Origin of the sequence: Saccharopolyspora galaxeae (genome assembly GCF_016526145.1) — a bacterium.
Taxonomy (GTDB): Bacteria; Actinomycetota; Actinomycetes; order Mycobacteriales; family Pseudonocardiaceae; genus Saccharopolyspora_C; species Saccharopolyspora_C galaxeae.
This window is the reverse complement of sequence record NZ_JADDUE010000031.1, coordinates 1-1,371: the sequence shown is the minus strand read 5'-3', so window position 1 is coordinate 1,371 and position 1,371 is coordinate 1. Positions and strand designations below refer to the sequence as shown.

1 protein-coding gene is annotated in these 1,371 nt (G+C 62.7%); it reads left to right on the top strand.

The window, feature by feature from the left end:
- Nucleotides 1-1,370: adenosylhomocysteinase (gene ahcY, locus INP57_RS29260; protein WP_200073610.1), on the top strand; the 1,370-nt coding region annotated here is incomplete at its 5' end.
- Nucleotide 1,371: the final 1 nt, after the last annotated feature.

Here is a 1,371-nt window from a genome sequence, read left to right as displayed (position 1 = left end):
TGGCGGAGCATGAGATGCCGGGTTTGATGGCGACTCGCCGGGAGTATGCGGATTCGAAGCCGTTGAAGGGCGCGCGGATCGCAGGTTCGTTGCACATGACGGTGCAGACGGCGGTGCTCATCGAGACGCTGGTTGAGCTGGGCGCGGATGTGCGGTGGGTGTCGTGCAACATTTTCTCGACCCAGGACGAGGCTGCGGCGGCGGTCGTGGTCGGTGGCGGTACTGCGGACAAGCCTGCTGGTGTGCCGGTGTTCGCGTGGAAGGGTGAGACGCTCGAGGATTACTGGTGGTGCACCAACCAGCTCTGGGAGTTCGGCGGCGGCAAGCTGGCGAACATGATCCTGGACGATGGTGGTGACGCGACGCTGCTGGTGCACAAGGGTGTCGAGTTCGAGGCCGCGGGTGCGGTGCCGCAGCCGGCTGAGGACGACCCGGACGAGTTCAAGGTCGTGCTGTCCACGCTGCGTAAGAGCCTGGAGCAGGATGCCCAGCGGTTCACGACGCTGGCGAAGGAGATCAAGGGCGTTACCGAGGAGACCACGACCGGTGTGCACAAGCTGGTCGAGTTGGTCAAGTCGGAGGAGCTGTTGTTCCCGGCGATCAATGTGAACGACTCGGTGACGAAGTCGAAGTTCGACAACAAGTACGGCTGCCGGCACTCGCTGGTCGATGGCATCAACCGCGCCACCGACGTGCTCATTGGTGGCAAGGTTGCGGTGATCGCCGGGTTCGGCGATGTCGGTAAGGGTTCGGCGGAGTCGCTGCGGGGCCAGGGTGCTCGGGTGATCGTCACCGAGATCGACCCGATCTGCGCGTTGCAGGCGGCGATGGAGGGCTACGAGGTCAAGACCTTGGATGAGGTCGTTGAGTTCGCGGACATCTTCATCACCACCACCGGGAACTTCGACATCATCACCGCTGAGCACATGAGCCGGATGAAGCATCAGGCGATCGTGGGCAATATCGGGCATTTCGACAACGAGATCGACATGGCGGGGTTGGAGAAGACTCCGGGTGTGCGGAAGGTCGAGATCAAGCCGCAGGTGCACGAGTTCACGTTCACCGATGGGCACTCGATCCTGGTGTTGTCCGAGGGCCGGTTGTTGAACCTGGGTAACGCGACCGGGCACCCGAGTTTTGTGATGTCGAACTCGTTCACGAACCAGACGCTGGCGCAGATCGAGTTGTGGACCAAGCCGGGCGAGTACGGCAAGGACGTGTACGTGCTGCCGAAGCTGCTGGACGAGAAGGTCGCCCGGCTGCACCTGGACGCGCTCGGGGTCAACCTCACCCGCATGACCAAGGCCCAGGCCGAGTACATCGGCGTCGACGTCAACGGGCCCTACAAGCCCGAACACTACCGCTACTGAT